The 23720-nt window shown below is 53.1% G+C and carries 21 protein-coding genes; 10 read left to right on the forward strand and 11 right to left on the reverse strand.

Annotation, left to right across the window (positions count from 1 at the left end):
- The first annotated feature begins 194 nt into the window (after positions 1 to 194).
- Together AABA21_RS38670 and AABA21_RS38675 are read left to right on the forward strand one after the other, a co-directional pair.
- The gene (locus AABA21_RS38670; RefSeq protein ID WP_338258413.1) at positions 195 to 2663 is read left to right on the forward strand and encodes an HAD-IC family P-type ATPase; all 2469 of its coding nucleotides are present in this window, start codon (positions 195 to 197) and stop codon (positions 2661 to 2663) included.
- Positions 2664 to 2682: 19 nt separating this feature from the next.
- The gene (locus AABA21_RS38675) at positions 2683 to 3468 is read left to right on the forward strand and encodes an SDR family NAD(P)-dependent oxidoreductase (protein WP_338258415.1); all 786 of its coding nucleotides are present in this window, start codon (positions 2683 to 2685) and stop codon (positions 3466 to 3468) included.
- A gap of 77 nt (positions 3469 to 3545) precedes the next feature.
- Here the strand turns inward: AABA21_RS38675 and AABA21_RS38680 are convergent, their stop codons facing one another.
- Positions 3546 to 4484 (reverse strand): LLM class F420-dependent oxidoreductase, encoded by a 939-nt coding sequence (locus AABA21_RS38680; protein WP_338258417.1) that lies wholly within the window; start codon positions 4482 to 4484, stop codon positions 3546 to 3548.
- Between the two features lie 277 nt (positions 4485 to 4761).
- Between AABA21_RS38680 and AABA21_RS38685 the strand changes: the two genes are divergently transcribed.
- Together AABA21_RS38685 and AABA21_RS38690 are read left to right on the forward strand one after the other, a co-directional pair.
- Positions 4762 to 6642, forward strand: a complete 1881-nt coding sequence (locus tag AABA21_RS38685; protein ID WP_338258419.1) for an ABC transporter ATP-binding protein — start codon at positions 4762 to 4764, stop codon at positions 6640 to 6642.
- Positions 6643 to 7115: 473 nt separating this feature from the next.
- Entirely contained in the window at positions 7116 to 8207 is a 1092-nt protein-coding gene (locus AABA21_RS38690; RefSeq protein WP_338258421.1) for a Gfo/Idh/MocA family protein, read from the forward strand.
- A 229-nt stretch (positions 8208 to 8436) separates the two neighbouring features.
- Here the strand turns inward: AABA21_RS38690 and AABA21_RS38695 are convergent, their stop codons facing one another.
- From AABA21_RS38695 to AABA21_RS38720, 6 genes are all read right to left on the reverse strand, one after another.
- Positions 8437 to 8577 carry a hypothetical protein gene (locus tag AABA21_RS38695; RefSeq protein ID WP_338258422.1) on the reverse strand — a complete coding sequence of 47 codons (141 nt, stop codon included), beginning with the start codon at positions 8575 to 8577 and terminating at the stop codon, positions 8437 to 8439.
- A gap of 675 nt (positions 8578 to 9252) precedes the next feature.
- On the reverse strand, positions 9253 to 9567 hold the full coding sequence (locus AABA21_RS38700; protein WP_338258424.1) for a hypothetical protein: 315 nt from the start codon (positions 9565 to 9567) through the stop codon (positions 9253 to 9255).
- Positions 9568 to 9607: 40 nt separating this feature from the next.
- A complete protein-coding gene (locus tag AABA21_RS38705; protein ID WP_338258426.1) occupies positions 9608 to 10012 on the reverse strand; it encodes a hypothetical protein in 405 nt (134 codons plus the stop codon).
- A gap of 260 nt (positions 10013 to 10272) precedes the next feature.
- Positions 10273 to 12198: a hypothetical protein gene (locus AABA21_RS38710; RefSeq protein WP_338258428.1), complete on the reverse strand. Its 1926-nt coding sequence runs from the start codon at positions 12196 to 12198 to the stop codon at positions 10273 to 10275.
- Positions 12199 to 12617: 419 nt separating this feature from the next.
- Positions 12618 to 12986 (reverse strand): response regulator, encoded by a 369-nt coding sequence (locus tag AABA21_RS38715; protein ID WP_338258431.1) that lies wholly within the window; start codon positions 12984 to 12986, stop codon positions 12618 to 12620.
- Complete coding sequence (locus AABA21_RS38720) at positions 12983 to 14527, reverse strand: DUF7125 family protein (RefSeq protein ID WP_338258432.1); 1545 nt, start codon at positions 14525 to 14527, stop codon at positions 12983 to 12985. Before AABA21_RS38720 ends, AABA21_RS38715 begins: the two co-directional genes overlap by 4 nt.
- A gap of 274 nt (positions 14528 to 14801) precedes the next feature.
- Between AABA21_RS38720 and AABA21_RS38725 the strand changes: the two genes are divergently transcribed.
- The 3 genes from AABA21_RS38725 to AABA21_RS38735 are packed head-to-tail and all read left to right on the forward strand — an operon-like array spanning position 14802 to position 16448.
- Positions 14802 to 15176 (forward strand): hypothetical protein, encoded by a 375-nt coding sequence (locus AABA21_RS38725; protein ID WP_338258433.1) that lies wholly within the window; start codon positions 14802 to 14804, stop codon positions 15174 to 15176.
- Positions 15169 to 15618, forward strand: a complete 450-nt coding sequence (locus AABA21_RS38730; RefSeq protein WP_338258434.1) for a GNAT family N-acetyltransferase — start codon at positions 15169 to 15171, stop codon at positions 15616 to 15618. Before AABA21_RS38725 ends, AABA21_RS38730 begins: the two co-directional genes overlap by 8 nt.
- A 44-nt stretch (positions 15619 to 15662) precedes the next feature.
- A complete protein-coding gene (locus AABA21_RS38735) occupies positions 15663 to 16448 on the forward strand; it encodes an IS6 family transposase (RefSeq protein WP_338258435.1) in 786 nt (261 codons plus the stop codon).
- A gap of 316 nt (positions 16449 to 16764) precedes the next feature.
- Here AABA21_RS38735 and AABA21_RS38740 read toward each other — a convergent pair whose 3' ends face one another.
- From AABA21_RS38740 to AABA21_RS38750, 4 genes are all read right to left on the reverse strand, one after another.
- A complete protein-coding gene (locus tag AABA21_RS38740; protein ID WP_338258436.1) occupies positions 16765 to 17880 on the reverse strand; it encodes a hypothetical protein in 1116 nt (371 codons plus the stop codon).
- The gene (locus AABA21_RS39635; RefSeq protein ID WP_420917188.1) at positions 17765 to 18610 is read right to left on the reverse strand and encodes a TniQ family protein; all 846 of its coding nucleotides are present in this window, start codon (positions 18608 to 18610) and stop codon (positions 17765 to 17767) included. The genes AABA21_RS38740 and AABA21_RS39635 overlap by 116 nt, the downstream gene beginning before the upstream one ends.
- 527 nt (positions 18611 to 19137) lie before the next feature.
- Positions 19138 to 19650, reverse strand: a complete 513-nt coding sequence (locus AABA21_RS38745; protein WP_338258437.1) for a DUF302 domain-containing protein — start codon at positions 19648 to 19650, stop codon at positions 19138 to 19140.
- A gap of 202 nt (positions 19651 to 19852) precedes the next feature.
- A complete protein-coding gene (locus tag AABA21_RS38750) occupies positions 19853 to 20482 on the reverse strand; it encodes a hypothetical protein (protein ID WP_338258438.1) in 630 nt (209 codons plus the stop codon).
- 505 nt (positions 20483 to 20987) lie between these two features.
- Between AABA21_RS38750 and AABA21_RS38755 the strand changes: the two genes are divergently transcribed.
- From AABA21_RS38755 to AABA21_RS38770, 3 genes are all read left to right on the forward strand, one after another.
- Positions 20988 to 21563 carry a TetR/AcrR family transcriptional regulator gene (locus AABA21_RS38755; protein ID WP_338258439.1) on the forward strand — a complete coding sequence of 192 codons (576 nt, stop codon included), beginning with the start codon at positions 20988 to 20990 and terminating at the stop codon, positions 21561 to 21563.
- Positions 21564 to 21709: 146 nt separating this feature from the next.
- Complete coding sequence (locus AABA21_RS38760; RefSeq protein WP_338258440.1) at positions 21710 to 22303, forward strand: hypothetical protein; 594 nt, start codon at positions 21710 to 21712, stop codon at positions 22301 to 22303.
- Positions 22304 to 22981: 678 nt separating this feature from the next.
- Positions 22982 to 23425 (forward strand): hypothetical protein, encoded by a 444-nt coding sequence (locus tag AABA21_RS38770; RefSeq protein ID WP_338258441.1) that lies wholly within the window; start codon positions 22982 to 22984, stop codon positions 23423 to 23425.
- Positions 23426 to 23720: the final 295 nt, after the last annotated feature.

Raw genomic sequence — 23720 nt, forward strand, 5'->3', positions numbered from 1 at the left:
TCATAGTATAGAGTATGGCAGCTATGCACAGCAAGCCGAACTATATATAGAAGGCAGATGCAGGTAAGCGACAGGACATCTTACAGCTAATCAATTAAAAATATAATATTGACTTTTGGATTTAGCTTTTCTGGTAAAATAAAGAAAGGCATTGAATAGTCTGTGAGGCTGGGTGAAATAGATCAATGATGAACATGCAAGAGCAACGCCCCCTTATTCAAGGATTAAGCACATATGAAGTAGAGGAGCGGCGTGCGCGCGGATTAGGATGTGTGCCTCCGCCTGCCACGGGTCGTTCATACCTGCGGATCTTGAGAGAGAATGTACTCAACACCGTCAATATCATCCTGTTTTCCATTGCGTTAGCCCTTATTTTGCTGAGGCAATACCTTGATGCCATTGTCTCAGTTGGTGTGGTCTCATTTAATATGATCATCAGTCTGGTCCAGGAAGTGAGGGCGAAACGAACGCTTGACCGTATTGCCTTACTAACGCGTCCCAATGCATTGGTGCTACGTGATGGGAGAGAGCAGCTTATTGAACCGGAAGAACTGGTTGTTGGGGACATCCTGGTGCTGGGCCCTGGTGATCAAATAGTTGTTGACGGGCCTCTGGTGGGAAATGGATGTATTGAAGTTGACGAATCGCTGCTCACGGGCGAATCAGATCCCATGACCAAACGGGAAGGGGACCAATTGTATGCTGGGACCTTCTGCATTGCAGGTCGTGCATACTACCGGGCGGAACAGGTTGGGGTACAGAGTGTAGCTGGAAGATTGACGGCCGGGGCGCGTGCGTATCGAGTCACCTTAACGCCGCTGCAGAGAGAAATTGTGATCATTATCCGCCTGCTATTGTGTGTTGCTCTTTTTTTGGAGTTTCTGCAGGTGGCGGCGGCATTAATAAGTGGGATGCCGATGGTGGAGGTCGTCAGGATGGCGATGGTTATCATCAGTATTGTTCCAAATGGTCTATTTCTCTCCATCAGTGTGGCCTATGCCTTAGGGGCGGTGCGCATGGCCGGGAAAGGGGCGCTCATCCAGCGATTTAACGCCATGGAATCGCTGAGTCATGTAGATGTGCTCTGTACTGATAAGACGGGAACGCTGACAACGAATATGCTGAAACTTGTGGCGTTGCAGCCATATGGGGAGATGGATGAAGTGATGCTGCGACGACTATTGGGAAGGTACTGCAGGCACCTGTCGAACCAGAACGCGACCAGTGCGGCGATTGAAGCGGCATGTAGTGAGCAAGGGATGGAAGAGGTCGGGGTGAGGCGAGAGATTCCATTTTCCGCGAGGCGCAGGTGGGGAGCGCTGGTTATGGAGGGAAGTGGGATGGCCGGGCTATATGTATTGGGCGCCCCGGATACGCTTCAGCCCTGGCTGGTTCCTGGGATGGATTTAGGGATATTTGTAGAGCAGGAGACGATGCAGGGACGGCGCGTGCTGCTGTTCGCGCATGCGGATGCGGTTGTCGGTGAGTCGGTATTAACTGGAGGAGATGAGTGTTTGCCTGCCAACCTGGTGCCGCTGGGAGCGATCAGCCTGGGTGATCACCTGCGTCCTGAAGCGCGCGAGACGCTGGAGAGATTTGCCCGGCTAGGTGTACAGATCAAAATCATTTCGGGTGATCATCCTCAGACGGTGGCGCGGATCGTGCAGCAATTAGGAGTGAACATCGCGGCACCTCCGCTGACCGGGGCAGACATAGATGCGCTGGATGAAGGACAACTGAAGCGATGTGTGGAAGAAGCGACGATTTTCGGTCGCATCAGTCCTGCTCAGAAGGAGCGGCTGGTACAGATATTGCATGATAACAGCCATTATGTTGCCATGATTGGTGATGGGGTGAATGACGTGTTAGCGCTCAAGCAGGCGGACATTGGTATTGCCATGCAGAGTGGAAGCCAGGCGAGCCGTGGGGTGGCTGATGTGATTTTGCTGCGTGATACCTTTGCCTCCTTGCCCTATGCGGTCCAGGAAGGGCAACGTATTCGCAACGGGATGCAAGATATTTTGAAGCTTTTTTTGACGCGTGTGGCCACAGTGACATTGCTGCTCATTTCGATCTCCTATGTGGGTGGGATTGCCTTTCAACCACGGCAGATCTCGGTTCTGACCTTTTTCACGGTCGGGGTCCCAACGCTGGCGCTGGCGTATTGGGCGCGTGCCGAGCGGGTGGTGCAGGATGAGAGGGGGAGGTGGTCATTACTAGGCTTTATGGTTCCTGCCTCTGTGACGATGGGGATAGTGGCGCTGTGTGTCTACCTTGGTGTCTTTATTTCTGCGATGCTCAGATTGCCGGTGCCCGCGAATCCGTACCGTGAGGGGCCAATACCACTGGCGCAGACAGCAATGATCCTGTTTTTGGTGTTGTGTGGACTGATGTTGGTGGTGGTGGTGGAGCCGCCGAATCGATGGAGAGCGGAGCGTGAGAGAGGGAAGAAAAACTGGGGACCCGTGGTATTAGTGCTGGTACTGGCTATAAGTTTTATGGGAGTGATCGCCGTGCCCTGGTTACGCACATTGTGTAACTTACAAATGTTGAGTTTTGTGGCATATGTGTGCATTGGAGGAGCATGTGTATGCTGGGGTTTGTGGTTGTGGATCATCTGGCGTTTTCATCTTTTTGAGCGATTATTTCAACGAGGCATGTAAGTGAGAAAGGATTTCTATTATGAGAGGACTACACAATCAGATCGCCGTGATTACTGGTGGCGGTCGAGGTATTGGCCGTGCCATTGCCCAAAAATTTGCTGAATATGGCTCCATTGTTGTTATTGGCAGCCGAAGCGAAACCGAGATAGAAAATACAGCCGATGAAATTCAGAAGAATGGTGGTCAGGCATCCGGCTATGCCCTGGACGTGGGTGATCGTGAAAGTGTGATACATTTCACGAAACAGGTATGGGAGCGGCATCAACGCATCGATATTCTCGTGAATTGTGCCGGCGTGAACACACGTCTACCGGCGGAATCATTTCCAGAAGAAGAGTGGGAGCGCATCCTCAATATCAATATCACAGGTGCTTACAGGGTATCGCAGGAGATTGGGCGAAGAATGATTGAGCAGAAATCAGGTGCTATAGTGAATATAACATCTATGAATTCGCATGTGGTCACTCCAAATTTAGGGGCATATGCGGCCGCTAAAGGTGCCTTGCTACAATATACCAGAGTTCTTGCGGTAGAATGGGCCAAATACAATATTCGCGTCAATGCTGTGAGTCCGGGGTATATCGATACCGCGATGACCACAGCCATCTTACAACGTCCCGAATATCGGCGGAGCCTTCTGGAGAAGACGCCCCAACAACGCTTCGGGTTGCCAGAAGAGGTCGCGGAGGCAGTCTGTTTCCTGGCTTCACCGGCGGCTTCGTTTATTACCGGAGTTGCTCTGCCGGTTGACGGTGGATTCCTTGCCGGTCACCCACAAATTGTCCCTCCGGTAAATCTATCATAAGAGTATCAAGAATATGTTATTCCCAGTTGGGTATCATGGGGAAGTTTACCAGGATGCCCAACCGGGAATAAACTATGTTACGCGATAAACTCTTTAGCGAAGCGGCGCATAGGCTCCAGATTTTTCGCACTGGGGAAGGGGAAGTTAATAATGATTTCATCAACTCCCATGGATTCCAATGTGGAGATTCGATCACGAACCGTTGCCGGGCTGCCAACGAGAGATGTATCACTCAGACCTTTTCTCGCTGCTTCAGGTACCTGAGCCAGTGCCTCCTCATCGGTATCGGCGATGGTGCAAAATCCCCCCGTTGTCACGCGGATATCTGAGAAATTACGTCCCACCTTCTCACAATGGCCCTTCAAAACATCAATCTTATGTTGCAGTGTTTTGAGATCGCCATTGACATTGCAGGCATCACCATACTGGGCCACCAGTTTCAACGTCACTTTCTCACCACCGCCACCGATCAGGATCGGAATGTGTGGTTTCTGGACACCCTTTGGCTGATTAATTGCGCCACGCACCTGGTAATACTTGCCTTCAAATACAGCCTCTTCCTGTTCCCACATCGCATGGATGACCTGAAGAGCCTCTCGCAGCATACGCAGGCGCTCAGGCGCATCGGGATAGGGATAACCATAGGCCTTATACTCGTGCTCGTACCAGCCAGCACCAATGCCAAAGTTTAAACGCCCATGACTCAGCACATCAAGCGTACTTGCCATCTTCGCCAGCAGTGCTGGATTCCGATAACTATTACAGGCCACAATCTGTCCGATACGAATATTTTTGGTATCGCGCGCCAGTGCGGCCAGCGTCATCATGCACTCAAAGGTGACTTCCTGGGTCGGAGTGGGAACTGTGTGGAAATGATCAACGACCCATGCGGAATCATAGCCTAACTCGTCGGCAGTGGTGACAACAGTGGTCATCGCCTCATAGGCTTCAACAGGATCTTTGATGTCCACCAGACTCATTGTCCAACCATTGGGAATAGAAATACCAAATTTCATCGAAAAACCTCTCCATACATACAAGCACCTATTGCTCGTACATTGGCTAGATAAAGACGATCTACCCGCCTTTATTTTGCTACATGCTACTATTTCCGCGTGTAACAACTAATCGGTGTAATTATATCTCACGTTATGATTCATAGCCAGGGACCATAACTCATTTGCCCCTGTATCTTTTGTGCAGCAAATTCAGCACGAAAGTCCTGAATAATATGGTATTGTATCTAATATCTATTCAGGTGTTGAACAGAACGAGCAATGCGGAGAGGTTCAGATGAGACAAATGAGATTTGAGGGAAAGCTCGGTACAGGCTCAACGTTCAAAGCAGATGAGAAATTCAGCTTCAAGCAGGTGCCACTGGCCTTTGCCAGTTTGCCACGCGCTTTGCGTCTGGTCTGGTCTACCAGTTGGCGTCTGACCCTGGTTCTGGGTGTCCTGAATATATTACAGGGCATTATCCCGGCTATCAGTCTCTCGATTACGGCTCTGGTGGTTGACAGTGTTGTTCAGGCTATTCGCATCCATAATGCATCACCTCTCTGGTGGCCGGTTAGCCTGCAACTTGGTGTGACGCTTGGCTCCAGTTTCTTGAGTGCTTTGGGAAGCATTATTCAGCTCCTCTTACAGGAGTTGGTATCGAATAAGGTTCAGATGGAGATCCTCAAAAAGGCGGCTACACTTGACCTGGCTTTTTTTGAAAATCCCGAGTCCTATGACACCATTCGCCAGGCCGCCAATCAGTCTGCGACCCAGACCAGTATCATCATGCAAGGTTTCAGTATGGGCCAGACTATGATTACCCTGGCGGCCCTGCTCCTTCTGTTGTTCCAGCTGGCCTGGTGGCTGGCTCTCATTGCGCTTGTCACACCGTTGCCTGTGTTTTTCTTTAGCACCAAATATGGGTGGAAAGGCTATCGGCTTACGCGTCGCCAGTCGCCTGAGCGCCGCCTTCTGAATTATTTGATGCTCCTGATGACCACTGATACCTATAATAAAGAAATCCAACTCTTCAACCTGAGTGATTTCCTGATTGCTCGTTTTTGGGATCTGGCGACGAAGCTCTATGAGCAGGATAAAAAACTGGCCCTGCGCCAGTATTTCACCAATTTTGGCTGGTCCAATCTGAGCAGTATTGCTAACAGTGGAATTTATCTTTATGTGGCATTGCAGGCTATTGCCGGTCGCATTACGCTGGGTGGCCTGACGCTGTACACACAAACGGCCACCCAGGTCGGGTCAAACTTTCGCAGTCTGCTGAACAGTATATCCAGCACATACCAGAATGCCCTGTATGTGAATCTGCTTTTCGAATTTCTCGCCTATCAACCAACGATCCATTCGCCTGCCATTGCTGAGCCATTTATATATCCCAGGCAGAGCCAGGGGCTCTCAATCGAATTTCGCAATGTCAGTTTTACGTATCCTGGGAAGGATCCCGAAACGCATGCCGCGCTCAGACAGGTGAGTTTTATTATCCGTTCGGGTGAGGCAGTTGCCCTGGTAGGACATAATGGAGCGGGCAAGACGACCCTGGTCAAGTTGCTGACCAGATTGTACGAGCCGGACGAAGGCGACATCTTGATTGGCGGGAAAAATATCAAGGAATACGATTTGAAGACGCTACGCCAGCACATCGGGGTTGTTTTTCAGGATTATGTGAACTATCAGATGACGGCGCGCGAGAATATTGGCGTTGGCAGGATCGAAGAGATTGAGAATGATGAGTTGGTGAGAAAGGCGGCGGCCAAAAGTGGAGCGAATCTGATCATTGAGAAACTGCCCCTGGGCTATGAGACCTTCCTGGGACGCTGGTTTAAGGATGTGCATGAGAGTACCCAGTTAAGTGGAGGCGAATGGCAGAAGGTTGCCCTGGCCCGCGCATTTATGCGCGAAGCCCACATTTTGGTCCTGGATGAACCAACCAGTGCGCTGGATGCGCGGGCCGAATACGAAGTCTTTCAGCATTTTCGCGCTCTGATCGAAAAGCGCACCGCATTGTTTATCAGCCACCGTTTCAGTACTGTGCGCCTGGCGGATCGTATTTTTGTGTTGGAGCATGGACGGATTATTGAGAGTGGGAGCCATGAAGAATTGATCGCCGCTGGCGAGCGCTATGCTGAATTGTTTCAACTTCAAGCACAAGCGTATCGTTAGACGTTTCTTTGATTGTCTCATCATGGATGTCCTTTTGGGCTGAGCAGCGTTTAATGGCAGGGATGTCAACCGTAGGATGGTAGATCAGAGCGCGGACATTACTGTAACCCCTTGTCGAGGAATGCCTTCGAGGCCGGGCCTTTGAATCAGGTGAGGAATAGGGTGTTTTTTGTCGCAATTTCAGATTGACAATGTTAGACAGAGCCATATACACTACACTAATAGCCGGGCAATGGAGCACTGGTGCCTTTTTCTCGGTCTGCACAGAAACAGGGACGTGCTTGTTCAAGGACGATGCAATGCAAAAAAACTTCAATCAGCTCAACAACGACTATCCCCAGGTCACGAAACAGGAATGCATATGCATATATAGTATTTCCTGCCCCTCTCCTCACCATCTGTTTCCATGCTGAACGCAGAAGGCTTATCCATTGTAGTGCTCAGCCATAGAGAAAAGAGAAAGGGATTGGTACATGGCAACAAAAGTGAAGGTTGGGATCATTGGTACCGGGATGATCAGCAGAGTTTACATTAATGGCTGTCGCAAGTTCGATATTCTTGAGATTGTCGCCTGCGCTGATATCGATATGGAAAGGGCGCGAGCGGCGGCGCAGCAGTGGAATATTCCGACCGCCTGTACCGTAGAAGAACTGCTGGCGGATCCCGAAATCCAGATCGTCATCAACCTGACCATTCCGAAGGTCCATGCCCAGGTAAGCCTCGCCGCGATCGCGGCTGGGAAGTCGGTGTTCTGCGAAAAGCCGTTTGCCGTGACGCTGGAAGAGGGTCAACGTGTGCTGGAAGCTGCGCAAGCAAAAGGTGTGTTACTGGGGAACGCGCCCGATACCTTTCTGGGAGAGTCTCATCAGTTATGCCGCAAATTGATCGATGAAGGTGAGATTGGCACGCCCATCGCGGCTTTCGCCTGCTTCGCGATGCATGCCGAAGGTGGAGGGCCCAATCGTGATTTTATGTTTCAGCGGGGAGCCGGTCCTTTGCTCGACATGGGGCCGTACTACCTGACGGACCTGATCAATATGCTCGGCCCAGTCCAGCGTGTGACCGGGACGGTACGCACACCATTTACTGAACACATTGTGCAGCGCGGAGAACATCAGGGGAGGCGCATCGCGGTAGAAACACCGACCCATATTACAGGCGTGTTCGATTTCGCCGGCGGAGCGACCGGTACGCTGGTGTTTAGCTATCACATGCATCGTGGACATAGCTTGCCACGCCTCGAAATTTATGGTACCGAGGGCACGATCAGCGTACCTGATCCGAATCTCCATGGCGGCCTGGTGCGTATGTCCAGGGGAGGTGAGGACTGGCAAGATTTGCCACAGCCCTGGAGCAATGATTTTACGCGTGGCATTGGTGTGGCGGATATGGCCTATGCTTTGCTGGAGAAGCGGCCAAATAGAGCCAGCGCAGAGTTGGCGTATCATGTATTGGAAACGATGCTAGCGTTTGAGCAGGCTTCGCTGAACGGCACGCATGTGCAAATTGCCAGTCAGCCAGAAAGACCCGCCCCTGTGCTGGCAGGACAACTTGATCGGTCATAGAGAGAAAAGTGCTGCATCATCGCTTCATGCCCCCGTTGGCGCTGCACTCCAGCGCGATCTCGTCAACAGGCAATGGAGCGTTTATCTAACGCAAAGGCTTTCACAATGACCTCCGCTTTGCCGTGCAGCCAGCCCCCGTTGATGTTCGGTCAGTCGACGTCCTGGCTGTTGTAAGCCGCATACGCCTGGAGGAGTTCGCGGTGGTCAGCCTGCACGTTGGTGGTCGACATCACAGCCCGAGGACCAGATCGCGTACGGTAGCGGGCTGAGAGAGGAACGGGTGGTGGCTGGCGTCGAGTTCTACGACGCTGGTCGCCCGACCAGCGAACTTGCGTTGCCGATCGGCGGGGGTCCCTGATCTTTGGCGCACACAAGGTACGTCGAGGCGATGTGCTGCCAGGCCGTCTTGTTCATGGCCGCTCGCTGGATCTCCTGATCGCAGTCCTGCAGGAACGTCTCGGCTAAGGCGTCCAGGCGGACGGAGAACTTCCTGTTATATGTCGTTATTATATCAACACCCCGTTTTTTGATTGCTTCGTAAAAGTGAAAGTGAAAGTGAAAGTAAAAATACCCTGAAATCTTTTTTTCGTGGTGACCTGGGGAGAAGGAGGGAGGGGAGAAACGGGAGAGAAAGCGCGTGGGGAGAGGAAGGAGGCGGGTGGAGGCAGGAGCAGGAGCGTGCAAACAGCGAAGAAACAACAACAACCCAAAGACAGATGGAATGGATGGTGCCTGTCTGCTTGTGGCATTCTTGGATCGATCCATGAGGTGAACCGGTGAACAAAGAGTGAGAGGGGAACAAGGTGAGCGGGCGTTGTCTGGATGAACAGGATGAGCGAGCAGGCCATCCACGGTGATGGGGCCTGTTTGCGGGTGTGCGGAGAGGTAGCTTCCTTATCAGGTGTATTCCTTATTTTGTGATAAGAGGCATACTAAAAACGGTAGGATAAAGATGTATAAAAGGTACAACACTGGCGAAGATTCTCATGCCTTGCCAGTGTTTTTTTTTGTGGTTGCTTGCGGGTGTGCGTGAGGAGGTGTACCGTTATGGCTCCAATGGTGTGCGCAGGAGGGCGGTCAGCAGGGAGGTGTGGATGGTGCTATCAGGGGAAGACGTGAGCACGTGGGCGACGATGCGCTGGAGATCGGCGTCGAAGTGCTGGGGGCGAGGGAGTGGCATAGCCTGCAGGCGTGTCCAGAGAGCATCGGTTGCGGTGTCGTGTAGGCTGAGCAGGGCGCGTTGCTGAGCGAGCGAGAGACCCGTACGCTGGCGGTAAAGGTGGAGGGGGTGGCCGAGAAAGCCAAGGGCGCTGGCGGCAAAGGCATCCCAGGCCGTGAGGAGAGTGGTATCGTCGGTCATGATGATGGTCCTTTCGGTGTCACCGCCTGAAGGGGTGTCTTCAAATGGTTTCACGTGAGGTATACAGCCGCTGCGTGAAGTTGTCGCACGGAGAGGGACGAATGTTGGGAACTGAGGAAGAGTCGTGTGAGGATGAGAAGGAAAGAACAAAGGCTGCTGATCTCCGGATCGGCAGCCTTTGTTTGTAGTCAATGAGTGTTGGCGTCTTCTGAGAGGAGAGAGTGGCCTGGTCGACGTGGAAGCGGTGTGCGATGTGGGCCAGTTCCTGATCGGTGGCCGGGAGACGACAGAGGCGCAGATGCGTCAGGCTGTCAAGTGAGCACTGCAAAAGCACGGCGATCTGTGCATTGGTGAGGCCCTGATGCTGTTGAGAGCGTGCGAGGGTGGCGGCGAGGAAAAAGGGGGAGAGGCTGGCGCGGTGTCCAGCGCGGTCGAGATGAGACATGAGTGTGTCCTTTCGGTGGTATTGTTCCATGAGCATGTTTTTATAGACATATCCGCGAAGAGGAGGGAAGTGCGCCAAGGGGAGGGGGAGTACTGTGGTTCTTCCCACGGGATGCGCAATGAGGTGACAGCAAGCAATCAATAAAGATATGGAAGAGGTTAGTGGAAACAGACAGGAGTGCTTGGCCCTCATGATCAGCTCAGAGGGAAGGAAAGATCACTCATCAAAAAAAGGTGTTGTGCTTGCTTGTTCCTCCTTCGTTAGTTGATAGCAAGAGTGGTGGGAACGCCCGCGACCGTAATACGGAGTTGGGGTGGTCCCCACCAGGCATTCCGTGCGAGCCGATCAGGCCAACTCCAGCGATAGTGCGAACGGATGGCACGAGGGGGGCGAGGTGGAGGAAAAACACGCTGCGGGAACTCGACGAGTGGGATGAGTTCAACGTATTGGCTTCGCCAATGAGTCGTCCAAGTACGGCGAAGTGCTCGCCCCGCCACATCTACCCAGCGGATTGATCCCAGCATCATGGGCGTTCGCAACATGGTGGCAGGTGGGGGCAAGAGACGACGCACAGCACTCACCCGGCGGGCACGGTTGCCTTTCGCGCCTCGCCCCAGACACTGCTCTTTGAGAGCACAAGGCTCACAATCTCTTCGGAAGCCGAGGTATGTGGCACGTTGCGTAAACTCATTTTCTTGACGAACTTCGCTCAGCCAGAGGCTTGATCCTGCTGGACAGCGGAGCTTGCCATCCTCTTGCAGTACGAAGGTGTCGGCTCCGAAGCGACCAGTTGCCGCTCCGAACGCTCTCGCCCACTGCCAAGGGCCATACTCCCGGGGAGCGTCCTCCACAGCCTCGAGTGAAGGGGGCGCTTGTTTGGGAGGTGCCCACTCGATCTCGCGCAACTCAGCTTGTTGCGTGGCCTGCCCAAGGGAAAGCCGAAGGTTCCACACCCATTGACACGCGATCTGCCAGAGCTCTTGTCCGCACTGGGTGTACGAACACCAGCGGTCGGGATTTTCTTCGACATCTTCATCCGCAAGCACCGCTTCAAAGGCTCCTCGCCCATGATAGAGATCGAGCACATCCTCGACGAGGAAGCCGTCGGCAGGCAATGTCGTAATGAAGACCTCATAGACCCACTCGCCGATGCACTTGCCGACCGAAGGCCTCTTTCCTGATGTGGAGGCGCGGTGTCGCGCCACAATGATGCGGGTTTGAGGCACTCCCTCATCCAATGGTAACCAGCCTCCATCAAACACCTCGACGACCTCCTCGCTGTTCACTCTCGTCACGGATGCGGTTGGTGGATGAGCCAGGACGCGTTGGATCTGAGGGTGTTCCAGGACTCGATACCCTCTCGCCCGTGTGACCAGATGCACGCCTGCTTCAATCAGTTGCGTAATGGCTACTGCGTCACCGTATTGCCCATCAAGACGAACCAGCGCGGCCTCTGGAGTGAGAGTAAAGAGCTTCAAGTAGGTTGTAATGGCTCGAAGTGCCGAAGTAAGCTCTCCTTGATAGTCGCCATTGCCTCGGCCCGCGTACGTGCCAACCCATTGACGGGTGTGCATCTGAAGAATGACAGTGCGAGTGCGGACAACCTCGCCTCGTTTTCGCCCGGTGTAGCCTGGTGCACAGACCGCATCGAGTCGGCGCCGAGGGGGAGGTAGCGTTGGATCACAGGGCAAGGCACGTTGCCGGGCTGCTTGGCGGGTGGCATCCACATCAAAGACGATGAAACGACGACCCTGCCGATCCCAAATTCCACCGATCGTCTCAGTGGTCCACCCCTCAGCAAAACTGTTCTGCTCGAAGAGCGTGCGAAACGCTTCCAAGCAGGGATGGTCGACGCTGGCGAGGAAACGGCTCAAGCTGGAGTGATGGGGAAGGCGAGCCCGTCCAAACAGAGCCATGAACGCAGCCCCAAAGGGAGCTAAGCGATGAAAGAAGTCGGCCAGCGTTCGTTCTCCGCTCGTGGCATAGCCGATTAACACGGCCAGAAAATCAAGCGGTTCATAGCTGCCGAAACGGCCTCTCACTAAGCGAACTTGATGGGCAAAGGTTTCAAGCAGCCCTTTCGTTGCGAGGTGCTGAGAGAGGATAACCACTTCGGCAAACCACGCAGGAACCGAGGGATGATCTACAGGAGAAGTTTGAACCTCGATGCTTGGGTTCGGTATCATACCTAAAGAGACCTCCTCATGAGAGTATGTTTTGTTTCTCTCTCATTAAAGGTCTCTTTTTTCTCTACGCTGCTAGCTTGCTGTCATCTCATTGCGCATCCCGTGGGAAGGCCCATTACTGGCGGATTTCTGCTAGGGAAAATGGCGCAAATGGCCTGTACATCTGCTTGAAATCGCGAATGACATGAAGAAGTGGCTGACGCATAATATGACGAGGTCCGATTTTGCAGAGAGAAAACGTACCCATCACTTCTTGTAAAAAAGCCTTTGATGATCTTAAACACCGGAAGTGAACAAGACCCATTTTTACGTTGAAACCTGGGAAATAGACGTGAATGTTCGACAGCCAAAGAAGAGATCAGGTCCGTGATTTTGCTACTTTGAACGGCTGGTGACAGCAACCGTCACTCCACCCCTGCTCAGGGTGATGCATTGGGCTTGAGGAGGCGAGTGATGGTCTGCTGTAGCTCATCGAGCCCGAACGGCTTTCTGAGCAGAGCCGCATAGCTGCACCCCACCCAGTTAGGCATGATAGGCCCGGCACTCATCAACACCAGTGGAATGGACTGGTAGCGCGGATCGGATTGCATTCTACGACACAGTTCCCACCCATTGAGCACCGGCATCATCACATCACTCACGACCACCGCTGGCCGAACGCTCACCAGGCGCTCCAGCCCCTCCTTCCCATTGGATGCGGTCGTGACCTGCCAGCCTTCCCCCTCCAGAAACGCACACAGCGCCTCGGCGATAGCGATTTCATCATCAATGACCAGGATCTGCCTCATGGTTGCCTGCCTTCCGCATCTTCAGCCTTTGCTGGAAACGGCTTGCTCTGCTCCTCGCGGCTCAGGGGCACGGCCACCCCTGTCAGAATGGCCTGGGCACTGGCAAAGGTCGGGGCCACATCGATGCCGTGATTGGTGATGCGAAACTCGCGGATAGCCGGGTCATAATCGCTTTCGCGCATCTTGAGGATCGACAGGAGCCGGTAGAGCTGTGACTCCAACTCCACATAGCGCAAAAAAATCAGATTATCCGCCAGGTCCGCGATCCCACTGACGGTCATCGGTAGCTCAAGCGTTGGGCTGAAGAGGGCGGGAAGTTCCACTGAGCACATCGTCGTCACATTCAGCGCCTGCAACTCGCTGAAGAGGGCAGTCAGGAAGAGATCGAGCCGCTCCGCAGAGCCTATCGCGCGCTGCCAGCCCCCGAGTCCATCGATGAAGAGCTGTCGTATGTTTCCCCTCCGTATGGCCTCTAACAGCCGCTCGGCTGACACATCGAGGTGAGGCTGGAGCGGTGATTGCCAGAGAACCTCCAGGTGTCCCTCCGCACGAGCGTGTGTGATGTCGAGTCCGAATCGCGCCAGCTTGCGTTCTAGCCGGGAGGGCCGCTCAGAGAAGCCAAAGTAGAGTGCGGGCTCTCTTTGTGTTGCGTTTGCGAGGAGAAAGTGACTGCCCAGCAGCGTCTTGCCCGTCCCCGAGGCGCCTAAGAGGAGGGTGATTGAGTCAGCAGGCAATCCACCCCGCATCATGTCATCTAGGCGAGCTGGACCGATACGCTTCTTGCTCTCTTGCTCCGCAGTCGCTGCCACGCCGGGGGACGCGATCTGAGCAGCTGCAAGCAGTTCCTCTGTTCGCGGATGAACGACGATCCCAGCCTCGGTGATCGCATAGGAATGTCGCCCTTCCAGGAAGCCGCTGCCGCGGAACTTACGCACACGCAGTTCGCGAGCGGCCCGCATACCATACGCAGGCATAGCCAGTTCGATGAGCCCCTCCATGATGGTCTGTTCTCGCGAAAGATCAGTGCTTTGTGGTGTCTGCATCAGCAAGATGGTCGTGCATTCGGTGATTTCGGCGGAGACATACAAGCCGTATAAGAAGCGTATCCAATCCTGTTGAGACGAGACGCCTTCGAGGACGGTGGTCCCATCCAGAACCAGCAAGGTCGCACGCAGACGCCTCGTCTCGGTGCGTATGAGCTGGAGCAGCTCCTCGAGACCGCCTTTTTCCAGCGCACTGGAGCCACTGAAATAGGTAATGGTATCTCCGAGGGCGTCGGGAGTATAAAACGTGAACCGTTCGAGCGTAGCCAGCAGCCGGCTACTCGTCTCAGCCAGGAGAGAGAGGTAGAGTGCACGTCCTCCGCTTGCGATGTGGTGAAAGCAGAGTTGATTGCCCAGGATGGTCTTGCCTGCTCCAGGCGGGCCCATGACCATATAGTTGCCCCCAATGAACAGGCCGCCGCTCAGAACGCGATCAAGCCCGGCAATACCAGTGGGAAATTGTCGCAAACCGAATGGCTGCTCCAACGATTCAGTCATAGCTCAACACTCCTTGTTCTCCTGTTTTCTAGTGAGGCGCCGTTTTTCCCTAAGCATAGCACGATTGAGCAAGAACTTAGGTGACAGGGGACTCTTGTGACATGGGATGAGACCTGTTCCCTTGTCCGTTTTACCACCAGTTTCACGTCCCAAATTGACAGGCAGACAGAAGCAACTAGTCTTCAATGCTCTTTTTGCAGATGCGCATGGTCAGTTCGCACCTTCGGCCTCTGTTTTTGCATGAACAAAGCTCTATGGAACGGGCAAAAGCGGCATGACTGCCCGCCCGATTGACAAGAACGATTCGCAAACGCGCGCCTGTAGAGAGACCTGGCTTGGTATGAATGGCTGTGCTTTCGAACAGCGGCGCTTCTTTCCCACATTTCGCACTGATTTTGGTCGCACATTGGCGCTTATTACCAATAAAATGGCGCATTGCTTCTATAAATCCGCTTGTGAAGCTCTCTCGACGTTTTGCCAGATAAAATGGCTCTTGACCACTTTGGGGGGCTTAGTACTCGCTTGTCTTGATGTTTCTTCGGAAGAGCCTAGCAAAAGAGGTAAATATGGTACTATAGATGGAAAAGGCAGAGAAATAAACCAGGGGAGTTCCTTGGCTGCCTTCCTTTTGAGAGGAAAAGATGCCTGAAATTCAGATTTATACACACCAAACATTCCCGTCTGACCTCAATTGGCAGGCGGTGTCTTTTACTCGCATCGTCTGGCCTGAAATTGGTGGTGGAATGCTCAGGCAGATGTTCGATACCAAGCAGGACACCATGCATGGTGTCCTTGTCGAAGATGGTCTCCTCCTTAGTTACGCTGCGGTTGTGCGTTTTCAATTGCAACATGCTGATCAGTACTACCGAGCATGTGGCTTGACCAGTGTTTTTTCCTATCCTACCTCGCGCAAGAAAGGATATGGCCAGCAGGTCGTTCATGCAGCGACGAACTTTAACCGTAGGAGTGGAGCCGATATTGGTATTCTGCTCACGGGGTCGGAATTGGAACAGTTCTATGCGAAGAGTGGGTGGGAGGCGATGACGAACGCGCCCCTCATAGGGGTATCTGGGGTTGTGTTGCAAGAATAAAACTCATCAGATATGATAGATCAAAAGATGAGAAGAGAAGCCAGATGACCACGCAAGCCCCATTCAAATGGAGTCATTTTGAAGCTGAGATTATTGTGCTCTGTGTCCGTTGGTATCTTCGATATGCACTCAGCTATCGCGATTTGGAAGAAATTATGCAGGAGAGGGGGCTACATGTCGATCATACCACGATTTATCGTTGGGTTCAGTCTTATGCTCCAGAGTTGGAGAGGCGCTGTCGCCCTCATCTGAAAGCCTGCAATGATTCCTGGAAAGTTGATGAAACCTACATCAAGATCAAGAAGGTCTGGCTCTACCTCTATCGGGCCGTCGATTCTGAAGGGAACACGGTGGAGTTTCTCTTGAGTCCAACACGTGATGCTGAAGCCGCTCAACGTTTTTTTGTGAAAGTGCTCGGTTCTTCTGCGCGGACAGCCCCTTATGCTGGTCTGACAGAGGCAAAGCAAGCACAGACGCCTCTTCTCTCCGACGGCCATACGAGCAGAAGAGATCTTCGAGTCATCAATGTCGATAAAAATGCCGCCTATCCCAAGGCTATAGCAAATCTCAAAGCCAGCGGGATCCTTTCCTCATCAGTTGAATTGCGACAAGTCAAATACTTGAATAATCTCATAGAACAAGACCACCGTTTCATCAAACGACTGGTCAAGCCAGGAATGGGTTTCTTTTCGTTCGAAACAGCTTGGCGAACATTACAGGGTTATGAGGCAATGAACATGATCAGAAAGGGACAGGTACAGGGAGTGCGCAAAGGTCACAGCACACACCAGGCTGCATTCGTTGCTGAATTGTTTGGGATAGCCGTCTAAACTCAAGAATATGTCAGGGCGCCCCCGTTTCTTGTATTCCTCTCGGCGTTTTTGCAACACAACCGGCGATGCAGGGCATCATATACTATCCGCAGCGTATTCTCCCGACTATCCCACATGCGTACAGGTTTGTCTGCGACGTCGTTCAGCGCCCATCGCTCACCCGCTTCCATACTGGCTTGATGAATCTGTGCACTGAGCAAGCTGTAGTCGTAACGCATAATAACACGATCTTTTGCATCGCTGACTTCGCGAAGGTTGCCTCCGATGTCGAAGAGGTACCGCGTGTAATAGAACTCCTCAGTGGGAGGATCGATCATGGGCGTATCGCTTCTCTTGAAGCGATTGTGGGCGACCGTGAGGAAGGTACGTCCAGGCGAGTCCTGGTGAGTGACCGTGGGCGTCTCGGCGTGGATTGCAGCTTTGCGGGCGGCGTCCTGTTCTGTTCGTGCGGACCCAGCGCGCCATCCTGGCGCTGCGCATACCAGGTAGGCAGATAGTCAGATACAGGGAGACGAGGTGTGGTATCAGGATTGAGGAAGAACCCCTTCACATCCTTGTCATTTTGCAGTTCGAGCGTGACGGTGTCATTCACATCCCAGGTTTCCTGTCGCCAGGCATCGAAGATCACCTTTTCCCAGGTATGATTTGGATGCAGGGTCGCAACTATGCGGCCTACCGGGTCATAGAACAGAATGGGGCTGACACCGGCTGCCTGAGCAAACATGAAGTGATGCGTATCATCAAAGAAAGGTTCGTATTGACGAACCGGCTTCCCCTTGTTGTTGAAGATGGTCCATCCGCTTCCAACCCAGCGTGGGTTGCTGATCGGATCCCCCTCGACCAGCGGTCCCGGTTCGGCCTGAATCTTCTTCTGGATTTCCCGACCGAACCCATCGGAGTAGGAGAAGCTATGTTGTATCTTCGTCTGTTTTCCAGGTTCCAGGTCGGCGTTGTGCGTCTCGCGGGCCAGCGTATAAACGACGGCCGGCTGCGGATCAGGTTGGTTCTTGCTTCGCTGGTAGGCAAACAAGTCATAGACCAGCCGCCTGGTTGCATGTCCAAGAATGGCCTGTGGATCAGCCAGAGGGTTTTGTAAGTGGTCAAGGCTGACGGCTTCAGTCAGATTGCCTACAAACTCATCCAGCGAGTCGCCGAGTTTCTCCTCGGGTTTATCCATCACTGCCGTGCCTACCACCATACCCAGGGCGTCGAAGGCCGCCAGGGTGCGGTTGGGATCCATCACCCGCCACGGCTGGAGCACGCGGTAGTCGTTGCCTGGACTGGTGGTGTCTAAGCTGCCGTCTGGCAGGCGCTTACCGGCGGTGATGCGGTTGCCCAATTGATCCTGGTTCTCCAGCATCAGCGGGTAAGAATGCGCGGAGATCCTGGGCACGCGAAACAGCGATGCGATCGCTTGGACCCTGCTCATATCCGAACATCTGTAAGAGCAATGAATCCCCTTGAAGGAGAAAGAAGAATGCCGGGTGGTTCTGCGTTTGGATGTCTTTTGGGTCTTGGTGGATCGGTTGGAGGCAAGAAGGACACCGTGCTCCAGAGAAACGGAGGGAGGGCCATTGCTGCAAGCAACGAGGGCAGGAAGTTTGTAACAGCACCTGGTGGATGGGACAGGTCAAAAGTGGTCGAATTCTCCAATAGATGCGGTCATAGGCTTCTGGCGCCTGTGCACACAGAGGACAAATGCGAATAGTGGATGAGTTCGAGAGAAAAAAGCCACCAAGATCTCTATAGAACAGCTGACGATGAACGCGCCTCCATGGATAGGGGGTGCTGAGGTGTTGTTGCTGTCGGAACTGCATGGAAGTTCGTTGTTCCGCAACACTAGAGCTCTCAAGAAGAGGAGAAAAGCGGTGGATCGTCATTTGATAGAGACGTGTTTCTGGGACGAGTAAGAGCTGAGACAAGAAATCGTAATCTGCCTGGAGGGAAAGAGTGGTGAGTTTGCGGCTCGTGATGCGGTAGGAGGACGTTTCTGGCTGGAGTAACCACTGAGGAGTTTCGTAGCCCATTGCTTTGGCCGTTCTGACCAGAAAGGACCCCAAATCCTCCCATTGATGTGGCTGAACACGCTTGGGAAGAGGCGTTATGTGTTGCATGCTTTGATTCATATGGATCGGTGCTTTCTTGGGCTTGTGTGTCATGGTTGCTTCTCCTCTTTTTGAATGGATTGAAGCCTGAGCCGACTACCAGCGTTTCTGCCTGATGAGCCACTGTTTTCGCTCGCATCTTCCCAGTATCTCCCCAGGTCTGATATGGGTGCCAGCTAAGCAGATGGCATAGTGGTAAGAAGTGACAATGATGATCTTGTTTCCCCTCTTTGTACGCACCACGGCACGCACAGTTGAAAAGTTGTTTTGTCCGCGACCTCGAAGTAGCAACGAACCATTGAAGCGCGTATTTTTTTCGCAGGCGTCTGCGTTTGGTCGGCACGATTGTGCGATCGCATCACACAAGGAGATGCAGCGCAGATGTAGCAGCGACGGTCGGAATCGAGTATTGTGCCGATGGATATTTCGATCCAATCGGCCTTGAGAAGGTCACAAGATCACAAGGTCACGACTCTCTGCTCTTCCCCATTGCTTTCGCATATCCAATCAGAATAAACTCTTCAATTTCTCGTACGCGCTTCGCGGGCACTCTAAAATCTCATTCCCACTACGCCTCGACCTCATTCCTCCCTTTTTTCACCTATCGCTTCCGCCACCAGATCTGTCAGCTTTTGCTGGACCACCTGGGCAGCCCGGGAGATCTCTTCGTTGGTATACTGGGCAAGCAACGACGCAAAGTTGTCGTATGCAACAAAGGTTCTGCCTTCTTCGTCCTGGTACACCACGAGCCTGAGTGGAGCATACAGGGCCGCTTCTGGCGTATGCCGTGTCATGTACGAGGCGAAGAGCGGATTGCCGATCGAATACTGCGTGACGCAGCTCCCTTTTCCTAAGAGTGCAAGGTAGCTGTGCTTTACCTTGGAAAAGAGTGTCAACCCACTGGGTCCGATATGCGCTTCGACTTCCTGCGTGAGTTGTTCCCATGAGACCCTGGCGTCAATCAACGGGGGTAAAATCGTGTCCCAGTCGACCACTGGTCCGAGACGGGCCTCAAGTGCATCAATCACCTGTTGGTATGGCCGCTTTGATGCGATGACCACATGCTCAATGGAAATGTGTTGTGTAGAGCTCAATGGATTTCTTCCTTTCTGATTTCTGGTGTATGTCGCATCTCTTCTGCGAGAACCTGTGTATAAGCGAATGCCTCCATCGTTGGAACTCCCAATCCCGATCCACTTTCTGGCTGATGATTCACCAATATAACAAATTAAATGGTAAAGCAGAAAAAATATTTTAAGAAAATTTCACTATCAAAATATGTTCATTGGTGAATTTTCATGTGTGTAAATCCACAATTTTGCTGTCGGAAATGCAACCAACGTGAGGGTGCGAAGGGAGGGGAGGTGGGCCAGGGAGACGGGTGTGCATCCAGTGGGTGAGTTCGTGCTGCGCGAAGTCGACCATGAGGGTGCGGGCCTGCTCGGGAGTCATGTGGTGGGCGACGATAAGCCACTGTTCTTGCGCCTGGCCGCATTGTGCGGCGGCTTCCCGAAACGCGGCATCGTCATCGGCAGTGATAGCCTGCTCCATGGAGTCAACGGCCCTGACGGCGGTGTTTTGGAGGTCCTTGGCATGGGAGGCCCGTTGCACCTCTTCGATAGGAAGCATGCCAAGATGGAGAAGCATCTGGCCGTCGCCGGCGAGATTGTTGATCTGCGCGTCCATGCGCGTGTAAAACTGTTCCCACGTGGTTTGGGGTTGGACCTGGTAGGTGTCCCTGAAGAGTCTGAGTACAATAATAAACGGCGGGACAGTGGCGGCTCTGACGAGTCGTTTGATCTGCTGATATTCCTCCCGATAGTAGGGGGTGGTAGCGCTCTGGCTGGTCCAGAGTTGAGCGAACATAACCAGCCATGCTGGAACGCGTTCTTTTTCCATGGTGGTCTCAGTATTCCAGGTATCCATGCTGTCGCTCCTTTGTTTTGCCATCGGTGCTTCCCTAGAGGTGGCTCGAAGAGAGAGGCGTGATCGTCTCGCCTCTGTATTTTGGGATGTGGGTTTCTGTTTTTTTCCACGTTTGATTTGAGGGGCAGAGTTACAGGCCAGGGGAGGGGAGAGCTGGTCACCTGCGTCCCATGTCGTCAAAGCATGAAGGGGCAGCGGGCCAGCCCTGTTGTATCAAGTAGAGCACGAGGAGCAAGCGGCCGGTGAAGGTCCTGTGGTGTGCAAGGGGAAAAGAGGGTGTTTTTTGTGATGTGCAATACAATGGATCTTGTTCTGACTTATGTAATCATTCTGTCGAAGGGAGAAGGAGAGTCATTACGCTGTGATGAGAAGATGACTTCGATGGGCGATAATGGCCTTCGTGATCGGCCTCTCAAACGTCCCCTGGCTCAACATAAGGCAATGGATTGTACTCGTTCATGGTTCCCCTTGACATTCTACCTGCTAGCAGGTAGAATGTCAAGGTATGAATACACAGGCGAATACAGCACAACAGATTATTGAGATCGCGCTCGGACTCATGATAGAGCGAGGATACAACGCTTTCAGCTATGCCGACATTAGTGAGCGGATGGAAATCAGGAAGGCCAGTATCCATTACCATTTTCCCAATAAAAGCGACCTGGGGCGTTCGGTTGTCGCCCATTATCGTACAATGGCGCAGCAAGGACTCAACCAGATTGACCAGATCACGTCTGATCCCAGAGAGAAGTTCACTCTCTACATAGAGCAATTCTACAGGCAAATGAGGGAAGCCAAATTCTTTTGTCTCTGCACCCTCCTGGCTGCTGAGCTTCCGACCTTGCCTGAATGCGTCCGTGATGAGATTCAGGGCTATTTCCGCGAGCACACGGCCTGGTTTGCTACGCTGCTAGCAAGTGGTCAAGCGCAGGGTGTCTTCACCTTTGGTGGTGATCCCACGATCAAGGCCCAAAGTGTCCTTGCCGCCATCCAGGGAGCCATGATTGCCGCGCGCGCCTATCAAGATCCCGAGCACTTTCGCACGATCGCGCTCCAAGTGTGTTCAGATGTGCAAACGTAGAGGATGCCTCTTTTTTTTGGGGCGTAAACCTACCTACTAGAAGGTAAACACAACATGTACCAGGGCTATCATTTGCGTCAATTCACCCGCACTTTACCAGATAACGGATTGACTCAACCTGATAGCACTACTGAAAAGAGGAAACCATGTCGATATTCAAATCATTGAAAGCTAACCCAAGTAACTCGAGTGCAAACACTGCACTTCTTATGCGTAATCTGTACTTTGTGCGAGCCGCTTTTGCACTGGTTTGGGCGCTTGGCCTGCTCTCCCTGAAAACTCTGCCTGCACTTGTTCCCATTCTGCTCATCCTTTATCCAGCATTTGACGCTGGCTCATCCCTCTATGATGCTTACGTTCATCGTGCGTCAAAGAACACCCTGGCTCAAAAAACAAATGGAGTTATTAGCTTCCTTGCCGTTCTAGCCGTGCTTGTTGTGATCTCGATGGGTGTTCCGGCTATCTTACGCGTGTTCGGTGTCTGGGCCATTCTAACGGGCGCCATAGAATTAGTAACGGCAATACGACGGTGGAAAGAACTTCGTGGTCAGGCGGCCCTCGTCTTCGGTGGAGCTGTCTCTATTCTTGGCGGAAGCTCCTTCATTGTACTTGCTGGACATTCCACGTCTGGATTAAACAGCCTGGCTGGTTACGCCCTGATGGGAAGCTGGCAATTTCTTTTTTCTGCTCTCCGTCTGATCAAACAAGCTCGCCAGAATACACTAACTGATCTTCATTAAGATGTAGGTGTGATAGATTTATGATTCTATATCAATTGAAGCATGAAGTGGAACTCTGCCGTTTGTCGCATATAAGGACCTACTAGACCCGCCCGCGCAATTTACAACGTAACGAACTCTGCACCTTATCGGCAGCGACCGCAGAGCGGAGAGAGCGCCAATTTGGGCACCTTATCGGCAATGTGAAAGCGATTTTTGATAGCTTACACTGCCGATAACAGCAACTATCGGTGCTGTAAACCGTGCTCAGATAGACTAAGCGTTGTAAACCGCTTCTGCGGGCCTAACAGGCCGTATAGCAGGGCAAGCAAGTGGTCGGCTATACGGAATCGCATGTGTTTTTTGTGGGAATATGTGGCGAGCCTGTCGCTGGAAGTTTCGCTGCTGTCGTTGGGCATGCCGATGGATCGTTGCGCCAGCGTTGCTGATACTGCCAACTCTCCACGTAAGGCGAGCATGGGATTGACATTGCCCAGCCTCAATGCATGTTTGCTCCCTTGAGACGGGTTTGCATCACTACTTTGTTCACGCTTTCTCCCATCCCTGAACCCGTGGGCCATAGTTGTGCCTGAAACTGCGGATAATCCATTCTTTTCCACGTTTGGCGTGAGAATCAGGGTGACCGGGTGGATCTGGTTGTGGGATGTGAAGGGATGATTGGCTCAGGGGATGGCGTTGATGGTGATGGGCCCTGCTCACTGCTGTGTGAGAGGAAGCTGGCCGTTATGGCTCCAATGGTGTGCGCAGGAGGGCAGCCAGCAGGGAGGTGTGGATGGTGCCATGTGGGGAGGAAGTGAGCAGGAGATCGGCGTCGACCTGCTGGGAGCGAGGCAGGGGCATGGCCTGCAGGGGTGTCCAGAGGGCATCGGTTGCGGTGTCATGCAGGCCGAGCAGAGCGCGTTGTTGTGTGAGCGAGGGGCCGGAGTGCTGACGGTGGAGGTGGAGGGGGGGACCGAGAAAGCCAGGAGTGCGGGCGGCGAATGGATGACGATGTGTCGCGAGCTCGAGGCCGTCTCACGTTCCTCTGGATGTGCCAGGTCCTGTGTGCAGCCGCCCAGTGCTCGATGGTGTGAGGGTGTGCTGCGGGGAAAGGCTGAAGGGAATGGGGGGATGCGAAAGTGAAAAAGGATGCCCGACGTGATCTGTATGGTGTCTGATCAGCCGTTGTCTGGACCGGGCCTGCGAGAGGAGAGCGGATTGGTTCTCCTCTCGCAGTGCCCTGCGATCGTATTTGATTGTGGTGTGTGTGTGTCTCGTTCCCCTCCACCCGGGGCGTCAGATGATCTGGCGCCCCGGGTGGAGGCGTTCACACGGCATGCCTCGGTGTCGAGGCAAGAAATGGTGCGTCTGTCTCCTCCTGCACGTGTTTGTATCATGCTCCACGGAGAAAGGTGCGTCAATCGGGTTTCCCTTCTAA

It is taken from the genome of Dictyobacter halimunensis, assembly GCF_036245075.1.